The 23,691-nt window shown below is 69.0% G+C and carries 23 protein-coding genes; 13 read left to right on the forward strand and 10 right to left on the reverse strand.

Annotated elements, in window-relative coordinates; genetic code table 11:
- Positions 1 to 12 precede the first annotated feature (12 nt).
- From AOM45_RS19575 to uraH, 5 genes are read right to left on the reverse strand one after another with little or no spacing between them, the layout of a single operon-like run.
- Positions 13 to 2,199, reverse strand: a complete 2,187-nt coding sequence (locus tag AOM45_RS19575; protein ID WP_030466236.1) for a molybdopterin cofactor-binding domain-containing protein — start codon at positions 2,197 to 2,199, stop codon at positions 13 to 15.
- Positions 2,196 to 3,548: an 8-oxoguanine deaminase gene (locus AOM45_RS19580; protein ID WP_030466235.1), complete on the reverse strand. Its 1,353-nt coding sequence runs from the start codon at positions 3,546 to 3,548 to the stop codon at positions 2,196 to 2,198. The genes AOM45_RS19575 and AOM45_RS19580 overlap by 4 nt, the downstream gene beginning before the upstream one ends.
- On the reverse strand, positions 3,545 to 4,006 hold the full coding sequence (locus tag AOM45_RS19585; RefSeq protein ID WP_030466234.1) for a (2Fe-2S)-binding protein: 462 nt from the start codon (positions 4,004 to 4,006) through the stop codon (positions 3,545 to 3,547). The genes AOM45_RS19580 and AOM45_RS19585 overlap by 4 nt, the downstream gene beginning before the upstream one ends.
- The gene (locus tag AOM45_RS19590; protein ID WP_030466233.1) at positions 3,997 to 4,872 is read right to left on the reverse strand and encodes an FAD binding domain-containing protein; all 876 of its coding nucleotides are present in this window, start codon (positions 4,870 to 4,872) and stop codon (positions 3,997 to 3,999) included. The genes AOM45_RS19585 and AOM45_RS19590 overlap by 10 nt, the downstream gene beginning before the upstream one ends.
- 2 nt (positions 4,873 to 4,874) lie before the next feature.
- The gene (gene uraH / locus AOM45_RS19595) at positions 4,875 to 5,189 is read right to left on the reverse strand and encodes a hydroxyisourate hydrolase (RefSeq protein ID WP_035909505.1); all 315 of its coding nucleotides are present in this window, start codon (positions 5,187 to 5,189) and stop codon (positions 4,875 to 4,877) included.
- 128 nt (positions 5,190 to 5,317) lie between these two features.
- Here uraH and AOM45_RS19600 point away from each other — a divergent pair, with 128 nt between their 5' ends.
- The 5 genes from AOM45_RS19600 to AOM45_RS19620 all read left to right on the forward strand — a co-directional run bounded on the left by AOM45_RS19600 (position 5,318) and on the right by AOM45_RS19620 (position 9,222).
- Positions 5,318 to 6,757, forward strand: a complete 1,440-nt coding sequence (locus AOM45_RS19600) for a PucR family transcriptional regulator (RefSeq protein WP_030466231.1) — start codon at positions 5,318 to 5,320, stop codon at positions 6,755 to 6,757.
- A 9-nt stretch (positions 6,758 to 6,766) separates the two neighbouring features.
- On the forward strand, positions 6,767 to 7,081 hold the full coding sequence (locus tag AOM45_RS19605; RefSeq protein WP_156093661.1) for a hypothetical protein: 315 nt from the start codon (positions 6,767 to 6,769) through the stop codon (positions 7,079 to 7,081).
- A gap of 66 nt (positions 7,082 to 7,147) precedes the next feature.
- The gene (locus AOM45_RS19610; protein WP_156093660.1) at positions 7,148 to 7,468 is read left to right on the forward strand and encodes a hypothetical protein; all 321 of its coding nucleotides are present in this window, start codon (positions 7,148 to 7,150) and stop codon (positions 7,466 to 7,468) included.
- A gap of 50 nt (positions 7,469 to 7,518) precedes the next feature.
- Positions 7,519 to 8,253 carry an ATP-binding protein gene (locus AOM45_RS19615; RefSeq protein WP_030466228.1) on the forward strand — a complete coding sequence of 245 codons (735 nt, stop codon included), beginning with the start codon at positions 7,519 to 7,521 and terminating at the stop codon, positions 8,251 to 8,253.
- A 126-nt stretch (positions 8,254 to 8,379) separates the two neighbouring features.
- A complete protein-coding gene (locus AOM45_RS19620) occupies positions 8,380 to 9,222 on the forward strand; it encodes a helix-turn-helix domain-containing protein (protein ID WP_030466227.1) in 843 nt (280 codons plus the stop codon).
- Positions 9,223 to 9,225: 3 nt separating this feature from the next.
- On the opposite strand, the gene AOM45_RS19625 is transcribed toward AOM45_RS19620, so the two are convergent.
- Positions 9,226 to 10,512: a hypothetical protein gene (locus AOM45_RS19625; RefSeq protein ID WP_059362602.1), complete on the reverse strand. Its 1,287-nt coding sequence runs from the start codon at positions 10,510 to 10,512 to the stop codon at positions 9,226 to 9,228.
- A 115-nt stretch (positions 10,513 to 10,627) separates the two neighbouring features.
- Between AOM45_RS19625 and AOM45_RS19630 the strand changes: the two genes are divergently transcribed.
- The 5 genes from AOM45_RS19630 to AOM45_RS19650 all read left to right on the forward strand — a co-directional run bounded on the left by AOM45_RS19630 (position 10,628) and on the right by AOM45_RS19650 (position 15,430).
- Positions 10,628 to 11,542 (forward strand): NHL repeat-containing protein, encoded by a 915-nt coding sequence (locus AOM45_RS19630; RefSeq protein ID WP_030466225.1) that lies wholly within the window; start codon positions 10,628 to 10,630, stop codon positions 11,540 to 11,542.
- Positions 11,543 to 11,744: 202 nt separating this feature from the next.
- The gene (locus AOM45_RS19635) at positions 11,745 to 14,069 is read left to right on the forward strand and encodes a sensor histidine kinase (RefSeq protein ID WP_030466224.1); all 2,325 of its coding nucleotides are present in this window, start codon (positions 11,745 to 11,747) and stop codon (positions 14,067 to 14,069) included.
- Entirely contained in the window at positions 14,066 to 14,500 is a 435-nt protein-coding gene (locus AOM45_RS19640; RefSeq protein ID WP_030466223.1) for a roadblock/LC7 domain-containing protein, read from the forward strand. Before AOM45_RS19635 ends, AOM45_RS19640 begins: the two co-directional genes overlap by 4 nt.
- The gene (locus AOM45_RS19645; RefSeq protein WP_030466222.1) at positions 14,500 to 14,865 is read left to right on the forward strand and encodes a DUF742 domain-containing protein; all 366 of its coding nucleotides are present in this window, start codon (positions 14,500 to 14,502) and stop codon (positions 14,863 to 14,865) included. Before AOM45_RS19640 ends, AOM45_RS19645 begins: the two co-directional genes overlap by 1 nt.
- Entirely contained in the window at positions 14,846 to 15,430 is a 585-nt protein-coding gene (locus AOM45_RS19650; protein ID WP_030466221.1) for a GTP-binding protein, read from the forward strand. The genes AOM45_RS19645 and AOM45_RS19650 overlap by 20 nt, the downstream gene beginning before the upstream one ends.
- Here AOM45_RS19650 and AOM45_RS19655 read toward each other — a convergent pair.
- The 4 genes from AOM45_RS19655 to AOM45_RS19670 form a co-directional block, all read right to left on the reverse strand.
- Positions 15,427 to 16,764 carry a hypothetical protein gene (locus AOM45_RS19655; protein WP_156093659.1) on the reverse strand — a complete coding sequence of 446 codons (1,338 nt, stop codon included), beginning with the start codon at positions 16,762 to 16,764 and terminating at the stop codon, positions 15,427 to 15,429. The genes AOM45_RS19650 and AOM45_RS19655 overlap by 4 nt on opposite strands.
- 68 nt (positions 16,765 to 16,832) lie before the next feature.
- Positions 16,833 to 17,696, reverse strand: coding sequence for a 3-hydroxybutyryl-CoA dehydrogenase (locus AOM45_RS19660; RefSeq protein WP_030466219.1), 864 nt, complete (start codon positions 17,694 to 17,696; stop codon positions 16,833 to 16,835).
- 43 nt (positions 17,697 to 17,739) lie between these two features.
- The gene (locus AOM45_RS19665) at positions 17,740 to 18,597 is read right to left on the reverse strand and encodes an NAD-dependent epimerase/dehydratase family protein (RefSeq protein ID WP_035909500.1); all 858 of its coding nucleotides are present in this window, start codon (positions 18,595 to 18,597) and stop codon (positions 17,740 to 17,742) included.
- Positions 18,598 to 18,635: 38 nt separating this feature from the next.
- The gene (locus AOM45_RS19670; RefSeq protein WP_051782933.1) at positions 18,636 to 20,174 is read right to left on the reverse strand and encodes an amino acid permease; all 1,539 of its coding nucleotides are present in this window, start codon (positions 20,172 to 20,174) and stop codon (positions 18,636 to 18,638) included.
- Between the two features lie 125 nt (positions 20,175 to 20,299).
- Between AOM45_RS19670 and AOM45_RS19675 the strand changes: the two genes are divergently transcribed.
- From AOM45_RS19675 to AOM45_RS19685, 3 genes are read left to right on the forward strand one after another with little or no spacing between them, the layout of a single operon-like run.
- On the forward strand, positions 20,300 to 21,640 hold the full coding sequence (locus AOM45_RS19675) for a glutamine synthetase family protein (protein ID WP_030466216.1): 1,341 nt from the start codon (positions 20,300 to 20,302) through the stop codon (positions 21,638 to 21,640).
- Positions 21,627 to 22,322 (forward strand): gamma-glutamyl-gamma-aminobutyrate hydrolase family protein, encoded by a 696-nt coding sequence (locus AOM45_RS19680; RefSeq protein ID WP_030466215.1) that lies wholly within the window; start codon positions 21,627 to 21,629, stop codon positions 22,320 to 22,322. The genes AOM45_RS19675 and AOM45_RS19680 overlap by 14 nt, the downstream gene beginning before the upstream one ends.
- A complete protein-coding gene (locus AOM45_RS19685; RefSeq protein WP_030466214.1) occupies positions 22,319 to 23,671 on the forward strand; it encodes an aldehyde dehydrogenase family protein in 1,353 nt (450 codons plus the stop codon). The genes AOM45_RS19680 and AOM45_RS19685 overlap by 4 nt, the downstream gene beginning before the upstream one ends.
- Positions 23,672 to 23,691: the final 20 nt, after the last annotated feature.

A 23,691-nucleotide genomic window follows, 5' to 3' on the forward strand; every position in this document is an offset into this window, starting at 1 on the left:
AACTCCAGAAACTCAGGTACCGGTGAGGTGTTCCGGGCGGACCGGGACGCGGGTGAGCGCCAGGCCGGTCGCCGCGCGGATCGCCGCCACGATCGCCGGGGTCGACGAGATGGTGGGCGGTTCGCCGACGCCGCGGATGCCGTACGGGGCGTGGGGGTCGGCGAGCTCGAGCACGTCGATGCTCATCGGCGGCATGTCGAGCACGGTCGGGATGAGGTAGTCGGTGAACGACGGGTTGCGCACCTTGCCGCCGGAGGTCTGGATCTCCTCCATCACCGCGAGGCCGAGGCCCTGGGCGGAACCGCCCTGGATCTGGCCGACCACGGCCTGCGGGTTCAGCGCCTTGCCGACGTCCTGGGCGCAGTCCAGGGCGACGACGCGCACGAGACCGAGGTCGACGTCCACGTCGACGACCGCGCGGTGAGCGGCGAAGCCGTACTGGACGTGCGCGTTGCCTTGCCCGGTAACGGGATCGATGGCCTCGGTCGCACGGTGACGCCACTCGGTGGTCTCGTCGATCACCTCGTCGCCGATGTCGGTGCGGCCGGCCAGCTTGTCGCGCACCAACGCGCAGGCGGCCTTCACCGCGCCACCGGTCACGTACGTCTGGCGCGAGGCGGAGGTCGAGCCACCGTTGCCGATCGTCGTGTCCATCGGCAGCACGGTCACGCGCTCGATGCCCAGCTCGGTCCGCACGATCTGCTGCATGATCGTCACCAGGCCCTGGCCGACCTCGCACGCAGCGGTGTGCACAGCGGCGGACAACGAACCGTTGACCATCGAAACGCGCACACGTGCGGTCGAGTAGTCGTCGTAGCCCTCGGAGAAGCAGATGTTCTTGATGCCGACGGCATATCCGACTCTGCGCACGACACCTTCGCCGTGCGTGGTGTTCGAGACACCACCGGGCAGTTCACGGATGTCCGACGACGTCCCTGCGGGCAAAGGCTTGTCCTGCACCAGCTTCAGCAGCTGCGCGACGGGCGCGGCCGAGTCGACCACCTGGCCGGTCGGCATCACGGAACCCTCGGTCATCGCGTTGCGCACCCGGACGTCCACCGGCGACATGCCCAGCGCCTCCGCCAGCTTGTCCATCTGGGACTCGTAGGCGAAACCTGCCTGCACAGCACCGAATCCGCGCATCGCACCGCACGGCGGGTTGTTCGTGTACACGCCGTACGCGTCCACGGTCACGTTGTCGACCTCGTACGGCCCAACGCCGAGCGTCGCCGCGTTGGCCACGACCGCAGGAGTCGACGACGCGTACGCGCCACCGTCCAGGTACATGCGAGTGCGGACGTAGACCAGCTTGCCCGTGTGGTCGGCGCCGTGCTCGTAGTACAGCACGGCCGGGTGCCGGTGCACGTGCCCGTAGAACGACTCCTCGCGGTTGTAGACCATCTTCACGGGCTTGCCGGTGTGCAGCGCCAGCAGACACGCGTGCACCTGCATGGACAGGTCCTCACGGCCACCGAACGCGCCACCGACACCCGAGAGCGTCAACCGGACCTGCTCCTGCGGCAGCCCGAGCGCGGCCGCGATCTGGTCGCGGTCGACGTGCAGCCACTGCGTCGCGATGTACAGGTCGACGGAACCGTCGGAAGCCGGCACCGCGAGCCCGGATTCCGGCCCGAGGAACGCCTGGTCCTGCATGCCGACCTCGTACCGGCCGGTGACCACGACCTCGGCCGTGACGTCCTGCGAGCCGCGCCGGATCGGCACGTGCCGCACCAGGTTCCCGCCGGGGTGCAACGGCGTGTCGTCCACCGCCGTTTCCATGTCCACAACGGGTTCGAGCACCTCGTACGTCACGACGATCTTCTTCATCGCCCGCAGCGCGGTCTCCGGGTGGTCGGCACCGACCAGCGCGATCGGCTCGCCCTGGTAGCGCACGACGTCCACGGCCAGCACCGGCTGGTCCTTGTGCTCCAACCCGTACAGGTTGCGGCCGGGTACGTCGTCAGCAGTCAGCACCGCGTACACGCCCGGCACCTTCAACGCCTCGGTGATGTCGACCGACGTGATGCGGGCGTACGGGTGGGGCGAGCGCAGGGTCGCGCCCCAGATCATGTCCTCGTGCCACAGGTCGGACGCGTAGGCGAACTCGCCGCGCACCTTCAGGTTGCCGTCCGGGCGTTGCGGCGACGTCCCGATGCCACCCGACACCGCGGAGGTCAGTTCGGCGGGAGTGAGGGTCATCGCGCAGCCTCCTGGAGCTTGGTGCTGGCGGCGGAGAGGTCACGCGCCAGCTCGTCGGTCGACGCCGTGAGCAGAACACCGTCCCGCACCACGACCTCACCGCCCACGATCAACAGTTTCAACGGCGGGGGAGTGCCCAGCACGAGCGCCGCCACCGGGTCCGCGATCCCCGCGTAGTCCATTCCGGACAGGTCCCACACGGCCAGGTCCGCGACCTTGCCCGGCTCGATCGAGCCCAGCGAGTCCGCCCGGCCGAGCACCTGCGCGCCGCCCATCGTGCCCATCCACAACGCCTTGCGGGCGTCCAGCGCACGTGGCCCACCGCGCTGACGGGCCTGGTACAGTGCCGAACGCAGCTCGACGACCAGTCCACCGTCCTCGTTGGACGCCGCGCCGTCGACCCCGAGCCCGACCGGTGCACCCGCGTCCAGCAGGTCCCGGACCGGCGCGATCCCGGTGCCCAGACGCCCGTTGGACGTCGGACAGTGCGCGGAACCCGTTGAGGTCGCCCCGAGGCGCTTCACCGCGTCGGCGTTGAGGTGCACGGTGTGCGCGAGCCACACGTCCGAACCCAGCCAGCCGAGCTGCTCGGCGTACTCGGTCGGCGTGCACCCGTTCTCCGCCAGGCACTGCTCTTCCTCGTCCAGCGTCTCGGCGAGGTGCGTGTGCAGCCGGACGCCGTGCCGGCGGGCCAGGGAAGCAGCTCCGGTCATCAGCTCCTTCGACACCGAGAACGGCGAGCACGGTCCGACGGCGACCCTCACCAGCGCGTCGTCCGCGGTCGAGTGGTAGTCGCCGATCGCCTGCTCGGTCGCGACCAGCGCGGCCTCGGTGTCCTCGACCAGGTTGTCCGGCGGCAGTCCGCCGTGGGACTCGCCGCGGTCCATCGACCCGCGGATCGCCTCCAGCCGGATCCCGATCCGCCGCCCCGCCGACACGAGCGCGTTGAACACGTCACCGCCGCCGGACGGGAAGACGTAGTGGTGGTCGGCGGCCAGCGTGCAGCCGGTCAACGCCAGCTTCGCGAGGCCCGCGGACGCCGCCGCGTGCGTCACGGTGTCGTCGAGCCCGCGCCACACCGGGTACAGCGTGGTCAGCCACTCGAACAGCGTCGCGTCCTGGGCGAGGCCCCGCGTCGCCCACTGGTACAGGTGGTGGTGCGTGTTGATCAGCCCCGGCGTGACCAGGCACGACGACGCGTCGACGTACGTGTGCGACTCGGACGGCCGAGGCGCGGGACCCGAACCGACGGACTGGATGCGCCCGTCGGCCACGACCACGTGACCGGACAGGTGCTCGGTCCCGGCCGAGTCCACGGTGGACACCGCACAGCGGTCGAGGACGATCATCGGCGCGACGCCGCCAATCGCACGGCGTCCAGGATCTTCTCGTAACCCGTGCAGCGGCACAGGTTCCCGGCGAGCGCCTCGCGGATCTCCGGGTCGGACGGGTTCGGCACGCGGTCGAGCAGGTCGTGCGCCTGCACCACGAGACCGGGCGTGCAGAACCCGCACTGCACCGCGCCCGCCTCGACGAACGCCTCCTGCACCGGGTCGAGCTGATCGCCCTCGGCGAGCCCCTCGACCGTGCGAACGGAACGGTCCTGCGCCTGCCCGGCCGCGACCAGGCACGCGCACACCGGCACGTTGTCCAGGTAGACCGTGCAGGAACCGCACTCGCCCTGCTCGCAGGCGTTCTTCGAACCGGGCAGCCCGAGCCGTTCACGCAACATGAACAGCAGCGACTCGCCCTCCCACACGTCGTCGGCCTGCCGCTGCTCGCCGTTGACCGTCACGTTCACGCGCATGGCCGCTCCTCGCTTCCATTCTTTTTGGCTAGAAGTTCCTGCCAGGCCCAGCCCAGCGTCCTGCGGGCCATCACGGCCAGAGCGTGCTTGCGGTAGGCCGCAGACCCGCGCACGTCGTCGATCGGTGACGCGGCCCGCGAGACCAGTTCCCCGAACTCGCGCTTCACCGAGTCCAGCAACGGCTTCGGGTTCTTGAAGTCCAGCGCCGAAGCCAGGAACTCCTCGGCCTCTGGCGCCCGGCGCGGCGTCGGAGCGGCCGACCCGACCGCGGCGCCCACCCGGTTCTCCTGCGGGAACAGCGAGATCGCGAACGAGCACACCGCGATCACCATGGCGTTGCGGGTGCCGACCTTCGAGAACTGTTGTGGCCCCTTGGCAGGCGTCAGGTGGACGGCCACGATCAGTTCGTCCGGCTCCAAGGCGTTCCGCTTGACCCCCAGGTAGAACTCGGCGGCCGGGATCATCCGCGTCCCGCGCACGGAGGCCACCTCGATGACCGCGTCCGACGCCAGCAGCACCGGGTGCGTGTCGCCCGCGGGGGAAGCCGCGCCGAGGTTGCCGCCCACCGTGCCCCGGTTGCGGATCTGCGGCGACCCGACAGTCCGCGAGGCCATGGCGAGGCCCGGCAGCTGAGCACCCAGCTCGTCGATGATCCGCACGTACGGCACGCCGGCACCGACGCGCAACCCGTCTTCCCACTGCTGGAGCTCGGGGATGCGCGTCAGGTCCAGCAGCGCGGCCGGCCTGCGGTGGTCGTAGTTCAGCTCCACCATGACGTCGGTGCCACCGGCGATCGGCACGGCGTCGGGGCGCTCGGCCTTGATCTCCAACGCCTCGGCGAGCGTTTCCGGTCGAAGGAAGTCCATCGTCAGCTACCTCGGTAGGTGGAGTAGGCGAACGGCGACAGCAGCAGCGGCACGTGGTAGTGCTGGGCCGGATCGGAGTAGTCGAAGGTGAGCACGACCTCGGGGAAGAACGGCGCCGCCTGCGAGGTGTCGAAGACCAGCCGGTACACGCCGGCCTCCAGACCGTCACCCCATCCGGTGATTCGTCCGTCGGCGTTCGTCTCGGCTTTCGCCACCTCGGTCCCGTCGCGGCGCTGCAGCGACACGGTGATGCCCGTGAACGGCCTGCCGCGTGCCGCGTCCAGCACGTGCGTGGAGATCGTCACTCGCCCTCCCATCTGGTTGTGAGCCAGTACACAGACCCGATGTGTCCCTGAGCTACGGCCGGATTACATGAATCAGCAGGCTCCTACACGTAACGAATTTGTGCTTTCCTACAAACACGAATGGACGAAAGTGACCTCCCATGTTGCTGCTGCGGACGTTGCTGCAGATGCCGGAACTGCGCCTGAGCCTGCACACCGGCTCCGACCAGCTCGACCGCACCGTCACCCGCGTGTACGGAACGGAGCTGCCCGACCCCAGCCGGTACCTGTCCGGCGGGGAGCTCGTGCTGTCCGGCCTGCTCTGGCACCACGGCCCGCAGGACTCCGAGACGTTCGTCCGCTCGCTCGCCTCCGCGAAGGTCGCGGGACTGGCCGCCAGTGAGACCGAGAACCGCGCGCTGCCCGGCGACCTGGTCGACGCTTGCGTTCGCCACCACGTGCCGTTGCTGGAGGTGCCGGTCGACCTGTCGTTCGCGACGATCACCGAGCGCGTCTCGATGGAGCTCGTCGGCCTCTCCCGGCACCGCCGCCTGCTGAACGTCGTCGCGGAGGGCTCCGGCCTGCCCGCGTTGCTGCTGGCGGGCAGCCACGAGCTGAGCGCGCAGTGCTGGGTGCTCTCCACGACCGGCAGGGTCGTCGCGGGCGGCGAACTGCCGGAGCGGGTGAGCCTGGTCAAGGAGTTCCTCCAGGCCGACCGTCTGCCGAAGACGGTCAGGGGCGTGACGCTCGTGCCCGTCTCCGAACGCGGCGGCAGCCGGCTCACCAGCTGGATCCTCGTCGTGGGCGGCGAACCGCAGCTGGAGGCCGCCGCCGAGCTCGCCTCGCTCGTCGCGCTGGAACGCCTGCGGCAGGCCCAGGGCCGTCAGATCGAGAACCGCACGGCCGCACCGCTGGTGGCCGCGGTGCTGAGCGGGTCGGCGGACCTGGAGTCACGTCTGGCGGCGGCCGGGCTGGAGGACGCCCGGCTGCGGGTGATCAGCGCCGTCACGTCCGACCAGCGCACGGAACTCGCGGCCGCCGTGCTGGAGGAAGCGCTGCCCCAAGCACTGGTGACGCCCGTCGCGGACACGGTCTGCGCCGTGGCGAAGGCCGACGACGCGGTGCCCGACGACGTGCGTGAGGCGATGCGCGTGATGGAACCGGGCCTCGGCTCGTCCCGCGTGCTCGTCGGCATCAGCTCACCGGTCGTCTCGCGTGGACTGCGTGGCGCTGCGGAGGAGGCAACGCACGCGCGCAGGCTCGGCGAACGGCGTGGAGGCCGCACGTGTGTGGTGGCGGGCGAGGAGATCGCACTGCACCAACTGCTGCTCGCGGGCGTGCCGGAGGAGTTGCGCGGTTCGTTGCGCAGGCGCCTGCTCGGCCCGGTGCTGGACTACGACGCCGAACACGGCTCCGACCTCGCCGGGACGTTGAAGGTGTTCCTGGACTGTTCGGGCTCCTGGACGACCGCCGCCGCCAAGCTGCACGTCCACGTGAACACGTTGCGGTACCGGGTGGGGCGCGTGGAGGAGCTGCTGGGCGTCGACCTGGCCGAGTTCGAGGCCCGCGTGGACCTCTTCCTGGCGTTGCAGGCGGGGTAGTTTGAAGGGGTGCCCTTCAGCCTGATGGAGGCGCTGCGCCGGCTGCGTTTTCAAAGCCCTCCCGCTCGTGTGTCCCCGCATCGGCCGATCGAACGAATCGCGGCCGACCTTCGTCGTGTGCGGCGGACACGGGCGTGCTTCGAGCCGGGGGCCTCGGCGGTCAAGAAGATCGCCGCTCGTCAGGCGTACGACGCGTTGCTCGTGCAGGCGTGCAAGGCGCTGGACGTCGACCATCGGTTGCGGGTCCTGCCTGAAGGGATGGACCGGGAGATCGAGCGGATCCGCGTCGAGGAAAGGCTGAGGGATCTCGGGTTGTCACTCTGACGGCTGATGCTGTGTGAGCCTTCAGGCTGATGTATCCGCGCCTGCTCGCTTCCTACTGTTCCCACCATGAAGACGGCCTTACTCGTGGGCCTGCTGCTGGCCGGGAGCACCGGCTGCGCGGCAGCGCCCAGCATCCGCGTGGTGGTGGACGGTTCGGGCACGACCGACCGGCTCACCTACGCCATTCCCGGTGAGGAGGAACGAGTCCTCCGCAACCCGGACATGCCGTTCGAGCGCATGAGCAAGCGCAAGGGCCGGATCGCGATCCGGCTCGAGGGCGTGCACGGCGAACTCACGTGCAAGATCATCATCAACGGACGTCAGGTGAAGTCCTCGACGTCGAACACGGGTGCCGCACTCACGTGCGATCACTCTATGGCCGTCTGACGCAAGAAGAAGAAAGCCCGTAACTTCGATGTGTTGGGGAGGTACGGGTGATGAGTGACGTACTGGCGATGACCACCACAGGGGTCATCAGGGGCAGGAACGACGTGCCGCCGCACTTCCGGCCGCCCGCGCCGCCGCGGCACTTCGTCGGCAGGGAAGCGGAACTGGCGGGCATTCGGGCCGGCGGGGTGACGGTGCTGAGCGGGGCCGGCGGGGTGGGGAAGACGGCGCTGGCGCTCAAGTGGTTGCGGGAGAGGGGATCCGGCGACCAGCTCTACTTCGATTTGGCCACGCACGACCTGGACGCGCTGCTGCGGGCGTTCCGTCTCAACCACGTGTCCGCGGACGACAGAGCCGCGCTGTTCCGCAGTCTCGTGAGCCGGCGGCAGTTCACCCTGTTGCTGGACAACGCGGACTCGGCCGACCAGGTGACGCCGCTGCTGCCCGCACAGGGGACGGTGCTGATCACCAGTCGTACCAGGCTGAATCTCCCACAGGCGGGCGAGATCGACGTCGCGCCGCTCACCGACGACGGACGCCTGCGGCAGCTCCTCGATCTGTCCTATGTGGAGCTTCCGGAACGGCAGGCGCGGCTCTACCGGCTCTGCGCGTGGCAGTCCGGTGCGTTCGACGTGCCGGTGGCGGCGGCGATCGCGGGAGAACCCGAGTGCGACGTCGAGGACGCGCTGGACGACCTGGTCGAGAAGTCGTTGCTGACCGAGGTCGGCGACTACGCGTTCAGGTTCCATGAGCTCGTGCGTGCTCATGCGCGCACGAAGAGCTAACGGCTTGAAAAGCACCAACGGCCGTTTAAGATGAAGCACTCCGCTGAACCGGAAGCGTTGGCGTTTAACGGTTATCAACACCGGGTGCTCCATTCGGGAATCTGAATTGGTCATATCCTTCTCGTCATGCCGAAGGATTTCCGCGCCACGACGCTCGAACGCGCCATCGGGCGGCAGCTGGCCGGGTGGCGCGCCGAGCGCGAGCTGAGCCTCGCCGAAGCGGGTCAGCGCGTGGGTTTCAGCGGTGCCAAGCTGTCCATGATGGAGAACGCGGTGCAGCCGTCGGCGCCCGTGGACGTCATGGCGCTCGGGTACGTCTACAAGGTGCCGACTCCGGAGTGGCAGGCCGTCGTGTTGCGCGCGCAGTACGCGGAACAGGTCCGTACGCGCGCGCTCGGCAACGCGGTGAACTTCGACCCGGCGGCGGACTTCGCGAACCTGGTGTTCGAGGCGACGCTGCTGCGGGTGTTCACGACGGATCTCGTTCCCGCGGTGTTCCAGCTCCCCGGCTACACCGACGCCGTGATGCAGACCGATGATCCGGTTCGGACCGCGCGGTTCGCGATGGTGCGGGAGGCGTGGTCCACGCGCCTGGGCGACAAGGATCCGCTCGCGGTGGAGGTGGTCTTCCCGGAGGCGGTGCTGTGGCAGGTCGTCGGCGGGCCGCGGGTGATGAAGGCGCAGCTGCTGCACCTGATGGAGGTCAGTGAGCACCCGACGGTGAGCGTTCAGGTCGTGCCGCGCACCGCCGGGGCCTATCCGGCGATGGGGTCGCCGTTCACGTTGCTGGGCTTCCCGCACCGCCAGCACAACGACGTGGCGTACCTGGAGACGTTCATCAGGGGCGAGTACGTCGAGGAGCCGGGCCTGACCGCGCAGTGCGCGCAGCGGTTCACGGGCCTGCGGGAGCTCGCGCTGGGCCCCGGCGAGTCGTTGGAGCTCATCGCCGAGGCCGCCGCCGAGCTGTGAGGGTCAGGGCGGGTCGATGCTGAAGACCACCCGGTGTCCGGTCCACTCGTTCAGGCCCCACAGGCGCCCGGACGCACGGCTGTAGGAGAGGTTCTGCGTGAGGCTGGGGGACTTGGTGAGGACGGAGGGCGCGCTGCCGGGGCGTGCGCGGTGGATGCACGAGTAGGCGCCGCGGGCGGTGGGGTCGGGGACCCAGCTCTCGGGGCACTCGCCGGACATGTAGTACCAGGTGCCGTCGGTGGCCACGCCCTGCATCTGGAAGACCGGTGTGCTGTAACCGGCCGTGGCGGAACTCGTGTTCACCGCGTCGCCGTTGTCCGCCCTGGGCATGTCGTGGGTGTCGCTCAGCGGCCAGCGGGCGATCCGGCCTCCTGCGCCTGCCGCGGAGCTGCGGTACTCGCCCGAGACCAGTGCGTGCGGGGTGGTGCTGCGGTCGAGGCTCAGCGAACCCAGGCAGATCGGTCCGCTCGCTCCCGCGCAGGCACGAGGATCGGCTGAGCGTTCTCCCGTGTGATAGCGGGCCACCAGCGGTAGCGCCCACTGGTGCCAGCGCGCTGACGAGACGCCGGCGCGGATGCCGGTTTCCTCGCGCGACGTGGTGCTCATCTTCCACAGGTACTGCAGGTCGAAGACGAGAAGTTCGCCGCCGTTGGCCACGAACAGCTTGTTGCCGTACCAGACCATGCCGTCGGCGTGGACGTTGGTCACGGGCACGAAGTTCCCGGACGTGGCGTTGCCGGTGGGCTGGACGAGCATGACGTGGCCGTAGGTGACCCGGCCGCCGGTGGACTCGGCGATGGTGACGCGCCCGAACTTGTTCTGGCCCGCGGCGGCGGTTCCGAAGAACCACGACGCCAGGTAGAGATGGTGGCCGTGGTACGACGTGCCGTCGAAGTCGTGCGAGGCCGTGAACCCCTGGGGGTGCCAGCCACCTTCCGAGGAGTAGGCGCTGGTGTTGTCGTCCCCCGAGTCCCAGCAGAAGCCGTCGTACCTGTAGGTGCCGTTCAGTCCCGTGTCGTGACACAGGGCCGACCGGCCGACGTGCTGCGCGGACTGTGCCACCTGCAACGGCGTGACCCTCGTGACCGCGCCGGACGCCTCGGCGCCCCTGATGGCCGCGCCGTAGGCACGCCAGTCCGCCGTCGGGTCGATCTTGAGCTTGAAGTCCCTGGAGGCGTTCGGCAGCACGGTCAACGCCGCCGCGGCTGAGGTCGGCTGCACCCACGTCAGCGAAGCGGCGAAAGCGATCAGCACGACCAGCAGCCGTCGACGGCCTCTTCCGGTGATCATCAACTCAGGCTAGCCACCGCTGAGCAGTGGAGATGTCGGATTCCTGAGAAAACTCCGGTTCGGCCGCTCACCTGGAGAAGGATCGAGGTGCACCCCAATCCGAGAAGGAGGCGGCATGTACCGCAGATTCGGTGTCCTGCTCGCGGCGGTCCTGGGCGTCACGCTCACCGCCGCGGCGCCGGCCACCGCAGACGGGTCCCTGCACGATCCAACAGGGCGGTTCCCGACGGAGTTCTCCCTGCCGAACGGGTGGCAACCGGAAGGTATCGCGATCAGCGGCACCACGGCCTACTTCGGGTCGCGGGCCGACGGGTCGATCTACGCGGCGGACCTGCGCACCGGCAACGGCAAGGTGCTCGCGAAGGGGTCTGGCACGCCGTCGCTCGGCATGAAGGTCGACGCACGCAAACGGCTGTGGGTCGCGGGCGGCACGGGCGGCGACGCACGCGTCTATGACACCCGCACGGGCGCATTGCTGGCGAAGTTCCAGTTCGCGACCACGGACACGTTCGTCAACGACGTCGTGCTGACCGAGAGGTCGGCGTGGTTCACCGACTCGCGCAAGGCGGTGCTCTACGAGGTGCCGCTGAGCCTGAAGCCGCACCGGACCCTCGCGTTGACCGGTGACCTCGTCATCACGCCCGGCGCGGTGAACCTCAACGGCATCGTCACCGGGCTCGACGGCGGCCTGATCGCGGTGCAGAGCAACACCGGCGTGCTGTTCAAGATCGATGCTCGGACGGGCAACACCACGAGCATCAATTTGCACGGTCAAACACTTGCGAATGGTGACGGCCTGTTGCGTGAGGGACGCCAGTTGTTCGTGGTGCAAAACAGGTTGAACAAAGTCGCGCGATACACGCTCGGCCGCGATGGCGCGACTCTTGCCGCGGAACGCACGGACCCGCGGTTCGACGTTCCCACGACCGTGGCCGCGTTCGGCAAGCGCCTCTACCTGCCGAATGCACGCTTCAGCACGCCGCCGACTCCGGAGACGACCTACACCGTTGTCTCAGTAGAGCGCCCATAGTGAAACGTGCATGAGAACTAGCCCGTACGGGGGTTCTTGCCTTGTGAGAACCCTCGTACCGGGTGTTGCTCCGCTCACTCGACTGGGTAGCCTGCCAACCGCGCACTGCGTGTGATCGCTGTCATTGGGTAACGATGATCTTTGCTTGTTACCTTATTGCAGCCGAAGGAGTGACCCAGGTTACGGAGACCGTGAGAGCGCTGTGAACGAGAAGAGCGGTTACACACCGACCAACTACCGGACCATTCGGTCCCGGCTGGCGGGTGTCGTGGTCGTTCCCAGTGTCGTTCTCCTGGTGATGTGGGCGGTTTTCTCCTCGTACACCGTTTTCGACGGTTTCTACATGCGCTCGATCGCATCCGGTGTGAAGGACGTGACGACCCCGTCCGCCGAGGCGTTCGTCGGGCTGCAGAAGGAACGCCAGCTGAGCCTCGTCCTGCTGAGCAAGGCGGGCGGTGTGGACGCGGCCGCGTTGAAGAAGCAGCAGGAGTCGACCGACGAATCCGTCCGGAAGATGAAAGACGCTTTCGCGGACCTTTCGGACAACTCGCCCCAGGACGTGGTCGACCGCATCAACGCCCTCAACTCCGTGCTGAACGAGCTGCCGCAGCAGCGCGCGCAGGTCGCGTCCGGCAACGCGAACCCGCAGGCGGTCTACGACTACTACAACAGCGTCCTCGACGCCGGTGTCGCGCTGTTCGCCCGGCAGGCGCGTCTGGTGCCGGACGCGGAGGCAGGGCAGGCGAGCGTCCACGCGGTCACGATCTTCCAGGCAGCCGACTGGTTGTCGCGCGCCGCCACGATCGGGTCGCGCGGGTTGCTCAACGGCAAGTTCACCCCGGCCGAGCGCGTCGAGTTCGCCCGGCTCGTCGGCGCCTACCACTCGGGCGTCGACTCCACGATCCCGTACGCCCTGCAGCAGTCCCGTCAGCGGTACGACGATCTGCGCGCGACCACGGAGTACCGGTCGTTGCTCGACCTCGAGGGCCGGATCATCAACGGCGACACGTCCGTCACCGAGCAGCAGTGGCGTGCCGCCGCCGGTCCGGTGCACGAGAACCTCGTCGGGATCGCGACCGGGCAGGCGCAGGCCGCGGCCGACCTCGGCCTCGACAAGGCGAACACCCGGCTCACCGCGGTGCTGATCGGCAGCCTCATCGCGTTGCTCGCCGTCGTCGTGGGCATCGTGCTCGCGCTGCGCATCTCGAACCGCCTGGTCAGCAAGGCGCTGGTCACGCGGCTCACCTCGTTGCGGGAGGACACCCTGCGGCTGGCGCAGGAACGGCTGCCGCACATCGTGGCGCGCCTGCGCGGTGGTGAGCAGGTGGACGTCCACCGCGACATGCCGCCGCTGGACTACGGCAACGACGAGATCGGCCAGGTCGCGGACGCCTTCAACACCGCCCAGTACACGGCCGTCGCGGCCGCGGTGAAGGAGACGCAGGCCCGTGAAGGCGTGAACCGGGTCTTCCTCGACATCGCGCACCGCAACCAGGGACTCGTCCACCGCCAGCTCAAGATCCTCGACAAACTCGAACGCGAGGAGGAGCACCCCGAGCAGCTCGACTCGCTCTTCCAGCTCGACCACCTGGCGACACGGGCCCGCCGCAACGCCGAGAACCTGATCATCCTCGCGGGGGAGCAGCCGGGCAGGCAGTGGCGCAAGCCGGTGCGGCTGAGCGACATCATCCGGTCCGCGGTCGCCGAGACCGAGCAGTACGTCCGGGTGAAGGTCAACCCGGTGCCGGACCGCGCCCTGGTCGGCGTCGCCGTCGCCGACACCATCCACCTGCTCGCGGAGCTCGTCGACAACGCGACGGCGTTCTCGTCGCCGCGCTCGGAGGTGATCGTCCACTCCAGCGCCGTGCCGCACGGGATCGTGATCGAGATCGAGGACCACGGTCTCGGCATGACGCAGGAGGAACGCCTCCAGGCCAACGCGAAGCTCTCCAACCCGCCGGACTTCGAGACGATGGCGTTCCGGGGCGAGTCGCGCCTCGGGCTGTTCGTCGTCGCCCGGCTCGCCGCACGCCGGGGCATCAAGGTGGAGCTGCGCGACTCGCCCTACGGCGGCACGGTCGCGTTGTGCGTGCTGCCGCCCAACATCGTCGCGCCGCACAACACCGCGGGCGACATCACCGAGACCACGCAGATGCCGGTGCGGTCGTTCCGCGACCAGCACCACGCCGCGGACCACCCGAGCTTCCCGCTGAAGGTGACCCCGGAATTCCAGGCGGCCTTGAACGCGACCGCGCCCCCAGCCGTTTCCGAAGCAGACGCATCGGTGGACGAACCAACCCCTGCGGCACCTCCGACGGACGGGAAGGCACCCCTTCCCCGCAGGAAGAAGCGGCAGAACCTCGCGCCGCAGCTCGTGCAGTCCTCGGAGGAGCCTTCGCACGCCGAGCCGGTGAGCAGCGATTGGTCGGCCGAACGGACCCGAGACGGGCTCGCCGCGTTCCAGCGCGGCACCCGTGACGCCCGGCTGACCGACGACTGGAGATCAGAAGGAGCCCCCTCGTCATGAAGGACAACACCAGCCAGCACGGCGAACTGAACTGGTTGCTGGAGGACCTGATCCAGCGCGTGGTCGGCGCCCGTCACGCGGTCGTGCTGTCGGCGGACGGACTCCTGCTCGGCCGCTCGGCCGGGCTGTCCCGCGACGACTCGGAGCACCTGTCCGCGATGGCGTCGGCGTTCCAGTCGCTCGCCCGCGGCACCGGCCGGCACTTCGGCGGCGGCGCGGTGCGGCAGACCATCGTGGAGATGGAGCACGCGTACCTGTTCGTGACGGCGGCGGGCCACGGCGCCTGCCTGGCCGTGCTGGGCGAGGAGGACGCGGACATGGGCATGATCGCGTACGAGATGAACATGCTGGTCAAGCGGGTGGGCACGTACCTCTCGTCGGCCCCGCGCACGGAAACGGCCACAGTTCCTTCGGCGCGTGAGTCGCGCTGATGACCGCGCGGGAGGACTGGTGGTACGACGAGGCCGCGGGGCCGCTGGTGCGGCCCTACGCGATGGTGCGCGGCCGCACCCGGCCGAACGCGCCTGATCTCCACCTGGTGACGCAGGTCCGCGCCTCCTCCTTTGCGTCCGACCAGACGTCGCTGACGGTCGAGCATCGCGAGATCATGGCCCTGTGCGCACGCCCGCTCTCGGTCGCCGAGGTCGCCGCCTACCTCGACGTCCCGCTCGTCGTCGTGAAGGTCCTGCTGTCGGACCTCATCGAGCGCGGTGACGTGATCGTGCAGAACTCCCCTCCCCAGATTCCCGACAGGGATCTCCTGCAGGCCGTACTGGATGGTGTTCGTGGGATCTGACGACCAGCTGACCGTGCCCACCGCGGTCAAGATCGTCATCGCAGGCGGGTTCGGCACCGGCAAGACCACGATGGTCGGGTCGGTGTCCGAGATCGCGCCGCTGAGGACCGAGGAGCTGCTCACCGAGGCGGGTGTGCACGTCGACGACCTCGCCGGCATCGAGGGCAAGGACACGACGACCGTCGCCCTGGACTTCGGGCGCATCACCATCAACACCAAGGTGGTGCTGTACCTGTTCGGGACGCCGGGCCAGAACCGGTTCTGGTTCATGTGGGACGAGCTCGCGACGGGTGCGATCGGCGCGGTGGTCCTCGTGGACACGCGGAGGCTCGACTCCTCGTTCCCGTCGATCGACTTCTTCGAGCACCGCGGCATCCCGTTCGTCGTCGCGGTGAACTGCTTCGACGGCGCGCAGCTGTACACGGTGGACGAGGTGCGGCACGCGCTGGACCTCGACGACTCGATCCCGGTGGTGCTGTGCGACGCGCGGGACCGGGAGTCGTCGAAGGCGGTGCTGGTCGGGCTGATCCAGCACTCGATGAACCGGCTCGAGGCGGCGGTTTAGGGGTTCTTGCGGACCAAGCCGGTGAACCCCGCGACGAACAACGTCGCGAACGCCCACGCCAGCAGTTGCAGGATCCACGTCGCCACGACCACGAACTGACCGGACGTCGTCGTCGTGGCGACCTGGCACCGTTGCACGGCGTCGGTCTTCACCAGGGGCGCGGCCGCGTTGAGCGCGTAGCCGATCTGTTCGACGGTCGAGCAGCGGACCGCGCCCGAGCCGAGCACCACCGCGGCCGACACGGCGAGCGTGCCGAGCAGCCACAGCAACGCGGTCGCGGGCCGGTAGCCGTAGCCGACCGTGGCGCCGGTGACGCGGTGCCACGCGCGGCTCCAGCGCGTCAGCCTGCCGCGGCGAAGGAGGTCGCGCTGCTGGGCGACGCGGATGCGCCGGACGTCGCGTTCGTGGCCCGCCGCCTGGTGCGCGGCGGCGAGCTGGGCGTAGGGCTGGGTCGCGTACTGCGGCGTCTTGTTCGCCAGCAGGTCGAGCCACTCGTCGAGGGTCGAGTCACGGGGTGAGCCCGCGTAGGTGAGCCCGTCCAGCTCCACCCGGCCGTCGGCGAAATCGGCCGGCAGGAACAGCTCCTGGCCCACCTTCACGTGTTTGACGTCCAACGCGGCCGTGGGGCCTTTCGCCGCGCCGCCGCGGAGGACCAGCTGACCGCCGATGCGGGATCCCCGGATGCGCACCGCCATGTACTGCTTCGAGGTGGCGCGGAATTCCTTTTCGAGCAGGACGCTGCCCTCGACCTGCATGTTCATGCCGTGCAGAGCGCTGTGGAGCGCGGTCAGGTCCGCGCCCTTGCAGTTGAGGTTGCCCCCGATGCGGGCACCGTCGAGGACAACTGTCGCGGACGTCTTGACGCCGCGGAGGTACAGGTCGCTGCCGGTGCGCAGTTTGGCCGCGTGGAGGGCGTTCCGGCTCTGGCTGAGCAGCTGTGCGCCGCGCAGGTTCACGTGACCGCCCACCGTCGTCTCGGCGAGGTCGAGGGCGTGGTGCTCGGTGCCGCCGTCGAGACGGGCTCGGACCAGGTAGACGTAGTGCTCGATCCGCATCCACGGCGCGATCACCGCCGGTGCGGTCAGACCGGACAGGTCGAGCGCGGACAGCTGCGCGCGGTCGAGCAGGATCGGCGCGTCCGCCGTGCAGTCCAAGAGCACCAACGGCCGTTTGGCCACCACGTCGCAGAGGTCGAGCTGTCCCTCGATGCGCGCGTTGCGGACCCTCAGGCCGCGAGGGTCGAGCTCGTCGGCGTCCACGAGCAGGTCGCGGATGGACGACGCGGAGATCGCGGCGCCTTCGAAGTCGACGAGCTCGCCCTTGGTGAGGTCCACGCCGATCACGTTAATCGTGATCTTCGCCGGAGCGGGCCGGATCGGCGCAAGCCGACCCGGCACCGGACTCACTTCGCGTAGTTGTGGAACCCGCGGCCCGACTTCTTGCCCAGCAGGCCCGCGTCCACCATGCGCAGCAGCAACGGCGGCGGCGAGTACAGCGGCTCCTTGAACTCGTCGTACATCGACTCGGCGATGGCCTTCGTGGTGTCGAGGCCGATCAGGTCGGTGAGGCGCAGCGGTCCCATCGGGTGCGCGCAGCCCAGCACCATGCCGTTGTCGATGTCGTCGGCCGAGGCGAAGCCGGACTCGAGCATGCGGATCGACGAGAGCAGGTAGGGGATCAGCAGCGCGTTGACCACGAACCCGGCGCGGTCCTGCGAGCGGATCACCTCCTTGTGGAGGGTGCCCCGGACGAACTCCTCGGCGCGGTCCTGGGTCTTCGCGCCGGTCAGCAGCGACGGCACGATCTCGACGAGCTTCAGCACCGGCACCGGGTTGAAGAAGTGCACGCCGATGACCTGCTCGGGACGGCCGGTGGCCATGCCCAGCTTCATGATCGGGATGGACGACGTGTTGGACGCGAAGATGGCGTCCTCGTCCTTCACGACCTTGTCGAGCGCGGTGAAGACCTCGGTCTTGACCTGCTCGTTCTCGGCGACGGCCTCGACCACGAACTGCCGGTCGCCGAAGTCGCCGATGTCGGTGGTGAACCGGATGCGCGCCAGGGCGGCGTCACGGTCGGCCTCACTGAGCTTGCCGGACTTCACGCCCCTGGCCAGCGAAGAGGCGATCCGCCCCTGCGCGGCCGCGGCCGCGTCCACGTTGACCTCGGCGACGATGACGTCGAGGCCGGCGCGGGCGCTCACCTCGGCGATTCCGGAGCCCATGAGGCCGGAACCGACGACTCCCACTCGTTGAATGTCACTCACGTGCCCGATCCTGCCACGACCTGCTCGAACGGGGGTCGTGGCCTCAGACCAGCTCCCGCAGCGACTCCTGCACCGTGAACGCGTAGTCGCCGACCGGGCGGTAGCCCAGCGCCAGAGCGGCGGACGTGTCGAGGACGAAGCCGCGGTGCCACGGGTGCAGGCCCGCCTCGGCGTGGTCGAGGAGGATCTCGTGCCACGACCAGTCGAGCGAGGCCGCGATGATCCGCGAGATCTCGAGGCCGTTCGGCGCGTCCGGGTCGGCGGCGTTCAGGACCCGCGCGCCGGGGTGGTGGGCGGCGGTCTCGATCAGCGCGGCCAGGTTCGCGGTGGCGGTCGGGTGGTCGACGCCCTCGCCGCGGGACGCGAGCACCACGACCCTGTGCCCCGCGAGGATCCGTTCGACGAAGTACCGCTCCAGCGGGCGCTTGTTGCCCGGTCCGTGCACTTTGGACGGTCGTAGCACGGTGACCGGCAGGCCGCTGTCGAGCAACGTCCGTTCCGCCGCGACCTTGTTCGGGCCGTACCCCTCGCGCGTGAACGGGTCGGACTCCTCGGGTTCGAGCGTCGGCTGGTCCTCGGTGACCGGGCCGTCGAACCGGGGAGGTTCGGGGGAGTTGGCGTGCCGGCCGCGGGAGTCCACGTACACGGCCTTCGCGGAGATCATCACGGTCGAGGTGGCGCGCCGGGCCAGCGGCAGCAGCAGCCGGGCGTCGGCGGCGGAGTAGCAGAGGCAGTCGACGAGCAGGTCGGCGCCGTCGCCCATCGCGGCGGCCAGCGCCTCCTGGTCGGTGCGGTCGACGTCGCGGCCCGGCGCGTCGACGGTCCAGCCCGCCGCTCGCAACCGCTTCGCCGCGGCCCGTCCGATCAGGCCGGTTCCCCCGAGGATCAACGCGCGTGGCACTCCCTCACCGTAACGGGGAGTGCCACGCGCGCGGGAGATCAGATCGAGTCGAGCTCTCGTTCGATCGCCGCCAGCTCCTCCGGCGAGCCCTGGACCTTGGGGCCCTTGAACCACTTCCGGGCGGAGACGAGCCACCAGATGCCCGCGAACCCGAGCACCACCAGCACCGCGATCGGCGTGTAGTTGAACGTCTTCGCCGTCACGGGGTACGCCTGGGGCAGCATGAACAGGATCGTGATGAACACGACCCAGGCCACCGCGACGACACCGATCGGCCTGCTCCACTTGCCGAGGTGCCACGGTCCGCGTTCGAACCGGTCGCCCTGCAGCAGGCGCAGCAGGGTGGGCAGCACGTAGGCGATGTAGAGGCCGATCACCGCGATCGACGTGACCGCCGCGTACGCCGTCGCGTTCCACAGGTACGGCAGGCCGAGCACGAACGCGCCGCCCGCGGCCAGCCAGATCGCGTTCGTGGGGGTGCGGGTGCGCTTGTTGATCTTGTGCCAGATCGAGGACGCGGGGAGCGCGCCGTCCCGCGAGAACGCGTAGATCATCCGCGAGTTCGCGGTGACCGACGACATGCCGCAGAACAGCTGGGCGCCGATCGCGATCAGCAGCAGGAGCTTGCCGCCGGTCACGCCGAGCGCGTCGATGAAGATCTGGGCCGGTGGCACGCCGGTCGCACTGCTCAGCGCGCCGTCGTAGTCGCGGATGGCGAACGTGATGCCGACCAGCAGCACCCAGCCGGCGACCAGCGACACGACGATCGACATCACGATGCCGCGCGGGCCGCTGCGGGCCGCGTCGTGCGTCTCCTCGGTCATGTGCGCCGAGGCGTCGTAGCCGGTGAACGTGTACTGCGCCAGCAACAGACCGAGCAGTCCGACGTAGAACGCCGACGACCAACCCGTGTTGTTGACGAAGTGCGTGAAGACGAACGAAGCGGACTGGTGCTCCGACGGCAACACGACCAACGCGCCGACGATGACCACCACGCCGATGATGTGCCACCACACACTGACGTCGTTCAGCAGCGCGACCAGCTTCACGCCGAACGTGTTCAGCAACCCGTGCAGCACCAGCACGATGCCGAAGATCAGGATCGTGTTCGGGGGAGTGGCCGCGAAGCCGAACTGGAGGTCGAGGAACGCGTTGATGAAGAACGCGGCACCGAAGTCGATGCCCGCCGTCACCGCGACCTGGCCGAGGAAGTTGAACCAGCCGGTGAACCACGACCAGGCGGGGCCATTGCTCGGTGCGAGCTTCGCCGCCCAGTAGTACAGCCCGCCCGCGGTCGGGAAGCTGGAGCAGACCTCCGCCATCGCGAGGCCGACGATCAGGGTCATCAGGCCGACGAACGGCCAGCCCCACACGATGAGCGCGGGCCCACCGGTGTTCATGCCGAAGCCGTAGAGCGTCAGGCAGCCGGACAGGATCGAGATGATCGTGAAGGACACGGCGAAGTTGGAGAAGCCGGACATGGTCCGGGAGAGCTCCTGGGCGTAGCCGAGCTCGTGCAGCCGCTGCTCGTCGGCTGACCGTTGCGCTGTGGGCGGACTGTCTGCTTCGTGACTCATCGGCGTCCTCCTCAATTGGACTCCGTCCAGTCCTTTAGACGGCGGTTGAGGGTGGCGCTCGTCACCCGGTGGTGTCAAGATGGTGCCGCCAATGGCTCGCAGACATACCTTTGGAGGAACGCGGGATGCTGACCGTCGAGGAGTTGCGCGAGGCCGTGGACACCGGTGAGATCGACACCGTCCTGGTGGCGATCGTGGACATGCAGGGGCGCCTGCAGGGCAAGCGGTGCGCGGCGCAGTACTTCCTCGACGAGGTCCTCGGGCACTCCGCGGAGGGCTGCAACTACCTGCTCGCCGTCGACGTCGAGATGAACCCGGTCAGCGGCTACGCGATGTCGAGCTGGGACCGAGGCTACGGCGACTTCGTGATGAAGCCGGACATCTCGACGTTGCGCCGCGTCCCGTGGCAGGAGGGCACCGCGCTGGTCATGTGCGACCTCGTCTGGGAGAACGACGAACCGGTCGTCGCCTCGCCGCGCCAGATCCTGCGCAAGCAGCTCGACCGGCTCGCCGCGCTCGGCCTGGAGGCCTACGTCGGCACCGAGCTCGAGTTCATCGTCTTCGACGACACGTACGAGCAGGCGTTCAACGCCGGCTACCGCAACCTCACGCCGTCGAACCAGTACAACGTCGACTACTCGTTGCTGGGCACCGCGCGCGTTGAACCGTTGCTGCGCGCGATCCGCAACGGCATGACGGGCGCGGGCATGGTCGTCGAGTCGGCCAAGGGGGAGTGCAACCCCGGCCAGCACGAGATCGCGTTCCGGTACACGACGGCGCTGCGAACGTGCGACCAGCACGCCATCTACAAGAACGGCGCCAAGGAGATCGCGGCGCAGCAGGGCAAGTCGCTCACGTTCATGGCGAAGTACAACGAACGCGAGGGCAACTCCTGCCACATCCACCTGAGCGTGCGGTCCAAGGACGGCGACCCGGTCTTCGCCGAGGGCCACGGCATGTCCAAGATGATGAAGCACTTCCTGGCGGGCCAACTGGCCGCGCTGCGGGAGTTCACCTACTTCCTGGCGCCGAACATCAACTCCTACAAGCGTTTCGTGAAGGGCTCGTTCGCGCCGACCGCGGTGGCGTGGGGCCGCGACAACCGCACGTGCGCGCTGCGGGTCGTCGGCCACGGGCAGTCGCTCAGGTTCGAGAACCGGGTACCCGGCGGGGACGTGAACCCGTACCTGGCGGTCGCGGCACTGATCGCGGCCGGTCTGCACGGGGTCGAGAACGAGCTGGAGCTGGAGGACGAGTTCGTCGGCAACGCCTACGCGTCCGACCGGCCGACCGTGCCGACGACGCTGCGCGAGGCGGCCGATCTGTTCGGCGCCAGCGAGATCGCGCGGGAGGCGTTCGGCAAGGACGTCGTCGACCACTACCTCAACGCGGCCAAGGTCGAGCTGGACGCGTTCGAGGCGGCGATCACGGACTGGGAGAAGGTACGCGGGTTTGAGCGCCTCTAAGCCACTCATCGGCATCAGCACGTACCTGGAGCGCACGCGCTTCGGGCACTGGGACGTGGAAGCCGCGGTGCTCTACCGCGGTTACCTCGACTGCGTGGTCAAGGCGGGCGGCAACCCGGTCATGCTGCCGCCGGTCGGCACCTGGACCGCCGAGACCATCGCGTTCCTGGACGGTCTGGTGATCGCGGGCGGCGCGGACATCGACCCCGCCGCCTACGGTGCCGAGAAGCACGAGAAGACCGGCGAACCGCGGCGCGACCGCGACGACGCCGAGTTCGCGTTGGTCGAGGCCGCGCTGAAGATCGACCTGCCGGTGCTCGGCGTGTGCCGGGGCATGCAGGTGCTCAACGTGGCGCTGGGCGGCACGCTGCACCAGCACATCGAGGGTCACAACCCGGCGCCGGGCGTCTTCGAGCACACCGAGATCGAGATCGTCGGGGACTCCCGGCTGCACGACGTCCTCGGCGACGCGACGACCGTGCAGTGCCATCACCACCAGTCGCTGGACCGGGTCGCGGACGGGCTGCGCGTCACCGCCGCGGCCCCCGACGGCACGGTCGAGGCCGTCGAACTGGAAAGCGCCCCGTTCGTCGTCGGCGTGCAGTCGCACCCCGAGCAGGACACCGAGGACCTGAGGTTGTTCGAAGCGCTGGTCGAAGCCGCAAGGAGAAGAGCGTCGTGACCTTTGACGTCATCAACCCCGCCACCGAGAAGGTCGTTCGGTCCGTACCGCACACCTCTCTCGAAGAGACGGACGCGGCGATCGTGCGCGCGCAGCAGGCGTTCCAGAGCTGGCGGAACGTCGCACCCGGCGATCGCGGACGGTTGCTGCGCAGGTTCGCGGAGCTCGTCGACTCCCACAACGAGGAGCTGGCGCGGCTGGAGGTCGAGAACTCCGGCCACACCATCGGCAACGCGCGGTGGGAAGCCGGCAACGTCCGTGACGTGCTGCACTACTACGCGGCCGCACCGGAACGGTTGTTCGGCAAGCAGATCCCGGTGCCCGGCGGCCTGGACGTGACGTTCCACGAGCCGCTCGGCGTCGTCGGCGTGATCGTGCCGTGGAACTTCCCGATGCCGATCGCGGGCTGGGGGTTCGCCCCGGCGCTCGCCGCGGGCAACACGGTCGTGCTCAAGCCCGCCGAGCTCACGCCGCTGACGGCGATCCGGCTCGGCGAGCTCGCCTTGGAGGCCGGGATCCCGGAGGGCGTGTTCCAGGTGCTGCCGGGCAAGGGCAGCGTCGTCGGCAACCGGTTCGTCACGCACCCGTTGGTGCGCAAGGTCGTCTTCACCGGCTCCACCGAGGTCGGCAAGCAGATCATGGCGGGCTGCGCGGACCAGGTGAAGCGGGTGACGCTGGAGCTGGGCGGCAAGTCGGCCAACATCGTCTTCGCGGACTCCGACCTGGAGAAGGCGGCGGCGACGGCGCCGTACGGGGTGTTCGACAACGCCGGGCAGGACTGCTGCGCCCGGTCGCGGATCCTCGTCCAGGCGAACGTCTACGACCGGTTCATGGAGCTGCTGGAGCCCGCGGTCAAGGGCGTCAAGGTCGGTGAGCCCGGCGAGGACGCGACCGAGATGGGGCCGCTCATCTCCGCGTCGCACCTCGGCAAGGTCGCGTCTTACGTACCAGACGACGCTCCCGTCGCGTTCCGGGGAAGCGCGCCGGACGGGCCGGGGTTCTGGTTCCCGCCGACGGTCCTCACGCCGCCCGCGGACCACCCGACGGTCTACGAGGAGATCTTCGGACCGGTCGTCGTGGTGTTGCCGTTCACCGACGAGGCGGACGCGATCCGGATCGCGAACGACTCCGAGTACGGGCTGTCCGGGTCGATCTGGACGAACGACGTGGGCCGCGCGATCCGGGTGTCCCGTGCCGTCGAGGCCGGAAATCTCTCTGTCAACTCACATTCGTCCGTCCGCTACTGGACGCCGTTCGGTGGCGTGAAGCAGTCCGGGCTCGGTCGCGAGCTCGGTCCGGACGCGCTGGACGCCTTCACCGAAGTCAAGAACGTCTTCATCGCTACCTGATTTCACGCAACCTGACAGGA

The sequence above is a fragment of the Lentzea aerocolonigenes genome, assembly GCF_000974445.1.
Taxonomy (GTDB): domain Bacteria; phylum Actinomycetota; class Actinomycetes; order Mycobacteriales; family Pseudonocardiaceae; genus Lentzea; species Lentzea aerocolonigenes.

Bases quoted from the DNA above. Each gene is read 5' to 3' on its own strand.
- AOM45_RS19575 (WP_030466236.1), bottom strand. From the start codon at position 2,199: ATGACCCTCACTCCCGCCGAACTGACCTCCGCGGTGTCGGGTGGCATC.
- AOM45_RS19580 (WP_030466235.1), bottom strand. From the start codon at position 3,548: ATGATCGTCCTCGACCGCTGTGCGGTGTCCACCGTGGACTCGGCCGGG.
- AOM45_RS19585 (WP_030466234.1), bottom strand. From the start codon at position 4,006: ATGCGCGTGAACGTGACGGTCAACGGCGAGCAGCGGCAGGCCGACGAC.
- AOM45_RS19590 (WP_030466233.1), bottom strand. From the start codon at position 4,872: ATGGACTTCCTTCGACCGGAAACGCTCGCCGAGGCGTTGGAGATCAAG.
- uraH (WP_035909505.1), bottom strand. From the start codon at position 5,189: ATGGGAGGGCGAGTGACGATCTCCACGCACGTGCTGGACGCGGCACGC.
- AOM45_RS19600 (WP_030466231.1), top strand. From the start codon at position 5,318: ATGTTGCTGCTGCGGACGTTGCTGCAGATGCCGGAACTGCGCCTGAGC.
- AOM45_RS19610 (WP_156093660.1), top strand. From the start codon at position 7,148: ATGAAGACGGCCTTACTCGTGGGCCTGCTGCTGGCCGGGAGCACCGGC.
- AOM45_RS19615 (WP_030466228.1), top strand. From the start codon at position 7,519: ATGAGTGACGTACTGGCGATGACCACCACAGGGGTCATCAGGGGCAGG.
- AOM45_RS19620 (WP_030466227.1), top strand. From the start codon at position 8,380: ATGCCGAAGGATTTCCGCGCCACGACGCTCGAACGCGCCATCGGGCGG.
- AOM45_RS19625 (WP_059362602.1), bottom strand. From the start codon at position 10,512: ATGATCACCGGAAGAGGCCGTCGACGGCTGCTGGTCGTGCTGATCGCT.
- AOM45_RS19630 (WP_030466225.1), top strand. From the start codon at position 10,628: ATGTACCGCAGATTCGGTGTCCTGCTCGCGGCGGTCCTGGGCGTCACG.
- AOM45_RS19640 (WP_030466223.1), top strand. From the start codon at position 14,066: ATGAAGGACAACACCAGCCAGCACGGCGAACTGAACTGGTTGCTGGAG.
- AOM45_RS19645 (WP_030466222.1), top strand. From the start codon at position 14,500: ATGACCGCGCGGGAGGACTGGTGGTACGACGAGGCCGCGGGGCCGCTG.
- AOM45_RS19650 (WP_030466221.1), top strand. From the start codon at position 14,846: ATGGTGTTCGTGGGATCTGACGACCAGCTGACCGTGCCCACCGCGGTC.
- AOM45_RS19670 (WP_051782933.1), bottom strand. From the start codon at position 20,174: ATGAGTCACGAAGCAGACAGTCCGCCCACAGCGCAACGGTCAGCCGAC.
- AOM45_RS19675 (WP_030466216.1), top strand. From the start codon at position 20,300: ATGCTGACCGTCGAGGAGTTGCGCGAGGCCGTGGACACCGGTGAGATC.